A 4,686-nucleotide genomic window follows, 5' to 3' on the forward strand; every position below is an offset into this window, starting at 1 on the left:
CGTTGTCGAGGTTGGACAGAGCCGGCTCGTCACCGTAGAAACCGCCGACAACCGGACCACCGGTGCCTCCGACCACGAGCACGGGCGCCGAGCTCCCGTGGTCGGTGCCCGAGGAGGCGTTCACGGCCACCCGCCGGCCGAACTCCGAGTAGGTCATGAGCGCCACCCGGGGCTGGTGCGGACCGAGCGAGGTGAGGAAGCTGGTGATGGCCTGGCTCATCTGGCCGACGACCGAGGCATGGCTGGACTTCTCGTTGACGTGAGTGTCGAACCCGCCGATCGAAGCGTGGTAGATGCGCGTGGGGGCTCCACCCTGGATGAGCCGGGACACCAGGTCGAGCTGGGTGCCTAACGATCCACCGGTGGTCTTGGTCCTGGGAACGGCCGCCAGGATCTTGCTCAGGTCGGTACCGACCGCCGTCAGCTCCAGATCGGTCGCGGCGATGTCGGCGAGCACACCCTGGCGCGGGCCGGCCGTGGCCATGTAGGTGTAGGCGCTGGTCCCGGGCCGGGACAGCGGAAGGGACAGGCCCCCGGTCGGGACGGTTACACCGCGGACCTTCTCCCCGGTCATGAGCAGCGGCAGCGTTGACCCGATCGACACGGCCAGCCGGGAGTTGGCCACCTTGTCGAGGAGCCGCCCGACCCATCCCGACAGCGACTGTCCCGACGGGTCACCGGACTGCCACTTGGCCATCGAGGAGAAGTGGGAATAATCGGGGTTGGGGTAGCTCACGCCCCGCACAACGGCAAGGCGCCCGTCGGTCCAGGCCTGGCCGAGGCCACCCATGGTCGGGGTGAGGCCGAGGCCGTCGGCCAGCGGCACCACCTGGGATGCCCCCCAGGCCAGTGACGGGCGCTGGGACTGGTACACCGGGTCGGAGTACGGGATGACGGTGTTGAGCCCGTCGTTGCCCCCCGAAAGGGTGACGATCACGAGCACCCGCTCAGCGGGCACATGCACGGGCGCGGGGCTCGAGGTCGCAGCCGTCGCCGGCCGCGCCCAGAGCCGGCCGCTCATGGTTGTCGCCGCGGCACCGAGTCCGCCGGCCAGGACCTGACGTCTAGATAGCACGGTCATCAGTTCGCCACGTACTCGGGGGACACGAGAGCCAGGGCCATCATCTCCACCGGGTTGGTCGCCACGGCCTGGAGGGCAGCCGTGGTGCCCGGGGAGAAGTCGACCGACAGCACCCGGGACAGCGCCTGGTACCGGACCGCGGGCCTGGTCGAGGTGACGGGACGCAGGTCGGTCTTGGCGGCCGCCGCCCGGGCAAAGGCGAGCCGCGATCGCGACGCCGACGTCGAGAGCCAGTAGCCGTTCTGCGGCCAGCCGCCCACGTTCGGAGGCCGGAGCGGCACCTGACCCAGGTTGGCGAGAGCCGGGTCGACGAAGGACATGTCGGCCGTCAGGTTGAGCGCTCGCATGACACCGGCCACGTACTCGATGGGCTGCTTGACCAGGCCGGTCCGTGCCTTGGCGGAGCGGAAGGCCGGGTGCAGGAGAATGGCCCGCATCAGGTCGGATATCCGCAGGGCCGGGGCGTAGGCGGCCACGAGGTCGTCGACCACGGGGTCGTCGATGGTGACCGGGTAGGCGAAGTGGGACCAGAGCCGGGCCGCCACGAAGCGGATGCCGATCGGCTCTGACGTGACGAGCCGGATGACGTCCTCCCCCGACAGGTTCCCGGTCACGCCGAGGACGGTCTTGGTGCCGTTGTCGTGCTGGGCGGGCAGGAACTGGTAGGCGATGGCCGCCGAGTCGTAGTTCCACCCGGTGAAGGCCCGGGCCGCCTCCCGGACGTCGGTCTCCTGGTAGTGACCGATCCCGAGGGTGAACAGTTCCATCAGCTCCCGGGCGAAGTTCTCGTTCGGGTGGGCCTTCCGGTCGAGGCGGGTGTCCAGCCAGATCAGCATGGCCGGGTCCTTGGCCACATTTATCGTCAGGTCGGGAAATGACGCGAGGCCCTGGCGCCGGAAGAGCTTGTTCTGGGTCAGCATCAGGCCCGCGTACTGAACCTTGTCGATACCGGTCGCGAAGTGGCCGTGCCAGTAGAGGGTCATTTTCTCAGCCAGGGGTCGCTCCGCAGCGGCCATCCTGGTCATCCACCACTGCCTGAGGGTGGTCTCCTCCTGGGCCACCTGCTTGGTCTGCAGGGCCCGGGTGTTGGTATCGGACGACCAGCTGACCGACGAGCTCACCGCCGGATCGGGGATCCGATCCGTGCCCGGATCTCCCGCGGTCACGTCGAGCAGGTGGTCTACAGCCGACTCGTAGCCGGCCGGTGTGAGCGCGTCGAGCTGGCGGGGCAGGGCCCCGAAGCCGGTCCGGCGGAAGAGATGGGCTATGTCGGAGCGCGCCGGGTCCATCACCTTGGAGGTCGGCCTCCCGCCTTCAGGGCTTGAGCGCCATTAACTGGTGCGGCTCCGGCTCCGGCTGGGGCCATCATCCCCCACCCGGGCGCCTCCGACTCGGTACGGTTTGCCCGAGTTGCAGAGATCTCCGCGACCACCAGCGGCGGTGCGGTCCATGGATCCTCCCCATGAGGGCGACACAGACCCGATCGGGGTCGACGAAGAGCTCGATGCGGACGACCGCGCCCTCCTGCGGTCGATCGGCCACAGGCTCAGGCAGGCCAGACACCGACGGGGTTGGTCGCTGGCCACGGTGGCCGAGAGATCGGACGGCCACCTGAAGGCCTCGGCCGTGGCCAACTACGAGCGAGGCGAGCGCGCCCCGAGCGCGGCCCGACTCGCTCGACTGGCCGCTCTGTACCGGGTGACTCCCGCCGAGCTGATCGGCCAGGAGGTAGGCATAACCCCGCTGATCGACCTCACCCGCCGGGGGGCTCAGGCCGCCGGCGGGACCGTCCCCCTACCCCGGCTCGTCATCGACGCCAATGCTCTGGAGGGAGCGAGCCGGAGCCGGGACCTCGAGATCGTCTTCAACCTGGTGCGTTCGCTGCGGGCCCAACGGGCCGATCCGGGGCCGGTGTTCAGCCTCCGCGCCGCTGATGTGGCCCACCTGGCCCGGGCGCTGGCCCGCACGCCGGCATCCATAGCTGCCGAGCTGGCCGGGGTGGTGGTCGACTTCGTGGAGTGACGAATCTCGCCACGGCCCGTGAAGGACCCGAGCCGGTGACAGGATCCCGGAGAGTGGCTCCCGGTAGGCGCCCTGGGTGGTTCGTCCCTTAACCTCGGATCATGAGCCCGCGGGGACGCTCGGCCCTGTCCCGCAGGCGATCCCGGCAGCGCAGGGGTCGCTCGGCGCTCGCCTACCGGCGGGAGGCCCAGAAGCCGCCCTGGGTCCGCCTGCTGGGCCGCTACCGGCTGGCCACCTGGCTCGTGATCCTGGTGGTGGCCGTGGCCGTCGTCCTGATCGGCGTGGCCGCATTCTTCGTGGAGCGGGCCGCAGTGGCCGGGAGGAACGGGGAGCAGGCGCTCCTCCAAGCCGTCTCCGCCGTCGAGCACGGCCCGTCGACGGGCATCACCTCTTCCCAGATCGAGGCTGCGACCAGCCGGGTGGCCGCCGCGACCGGGGACTTCGACGCCATGCGGCGGGACCTGAACCGGGGCGGACCGGCCCTCACGGTGGCCCGCTACATCCCGTTCATACGCGTCCAGGTGCGCGCCGCCGACACCCTGGCCGACACCGGCCAGGAGCTGGCCGCCTCGGCCAAGGCCCTGGTCGACACGGCCGGCCAGTTCGTGAGGCCTGCCAATCCCAACCAGCCCCTTTCCGACCCGGTTAAAGAGCTCCAACCCCTGCACTCCGCGGCGGCAACGGCCCTGTCGGCCCTGGACTCCGCCGCCGCCCAGGTGGCGAGCTTGAACGACGACCGGCTGGTCGGCCCCCTCAACTCCGCCCGGGCGGCCCTCGACCAGCACCTGCCACATCTCCTGGCCCGAGCCACCGACGCCGAGCAGGCCCTCCGGGCGTTCATCGTCTTCGCCGGCGGGGCCGGGCCCCGCCGATACCTGCTCCTGTCCCAGAATCCCGACGAAGTCCGTCCCACCGGGGGCTTCATCGGCACCTACGGGGTGATGAGCGCCAACAACGGCCACCTCTCCCTCGACCGCTACGACGCCATCGAGAACTGGTACCGGCCCCGCCCCAAAGCAGTGGTTCCTGAGAACCAGGCTCCCCCCATTTTCCAAATCGTGGGCTCCGACCAGAACCTGGCCAACATCAACGCCGAGCCCGACTGGCCGACCGACGCCCAGGTGGCAGAGGAGCTGTGGCAGCAAGGCGGTGAGGCGCCCGTCGACGGCGTCCTATCGATGACCCCCGCGTTCCTGGCCCGCGTGGTCGGCGTGCTCGGCCCCGTGTCGGTTCCCGCCTATGGAGAGACGGTGACCGGCGCCAACCTCATCCAGCGGGTCAACTTCTGGACCCACTCCGAAGCGGTGCTCCCCCAGCCTGGAGGGCGCAAGGAGTTCGTGGCTGCCCTGTCCCAGGTGGTGTTCCAGCGGCTTCTCGCAGCCCCGGCGTCACAGTGGGAGCCGCTGGCCGCCGCTGGGGCGGCAGGTTTCGACGCGGGGGAGGCGATGCTGTCCGCCGACGACCCTGACGTGGCCGGCCCCGCCGCCAACCACGGGTGGGACGGCGGCTTCCCCCCCAAGGGCTCCAACGGGGACTTCTACTTCGACTCCGAGTTCGAGACCACAGCCTAGAACGGAAGCGAC

The 4,686-nt window shown here is 70.2% G+C and carries 4 protein-coding genes; 2 read left to right on the forward strand and 2 right to left on the reverse strand.

The window, feature by feature from the left end; all coding sequences use genetic code 11:
* Together VFW24_14745 and VFW24_14750 are read right to left on the reverse strand one after the other, a co-directional pair.
* Positions 1–964 (reverse strand): DUF1501 domain-containing protein (locus tag VFW24_14745; GenBank protein HEX5268021.1); only part of this gene is annotated, 964 nt, incomplete at its 3' end.
* 116 nt (positions 965–1,080) lie between these two features.
* Positions 1,081–2,370: a DUF1800 domain-containing protein gene (locus VFW24_14750; GenBank protein ID HEX5268022.1), complete on the reverse strand. Its 1,290-nt coding sequence runs from the start codon at positions 2,368–2,370 to the stop codon at positions 1,081–1,083.
* A 160-nt stretch (positions 2,371–2,530) separates the two neighbouring features.
* Here VFW24_14750 and VFW24_14755 point away from each other — a divergent pair, with 160 nt between their 5' ends.
* Both VFW24_14755 and VFW24_14760 read left to right on the forward strand, forming a co-directional pair.
* Complete coding sequence (locus VFW24_14755; GenBank protein ID HEX5268023.1) at positions 2,531–3,103, forward strand: helix-turn-helix transcriptional regulator; 573 nt, start codon at positions 2,531–2,533, stop codon at positions 3,101–3,103.
* Positions 3,104–3,204: 101 nt separating this feature from the next.
* Positions 3,205–4,674, forward strand: a complete 1,470-nt coding sequence (locus tag VFW24_14760; protein HEX5268024.1) for a DUF4012 domain-containing protein — start codon at positions 3,205–3,207, stop codon at positions 4,672–4,674.
* Positions 4,675–4,686: the final 12 nt, after the last annotated feature.

This window comes from Acidimicrobiales bacterium, assembly GCA_036273495.1.
GTDB lineage: Bacteria > Actinomycetota > Acidimicrobiia > Acidimicrobiales > JAJPHE01 > DASSEU01.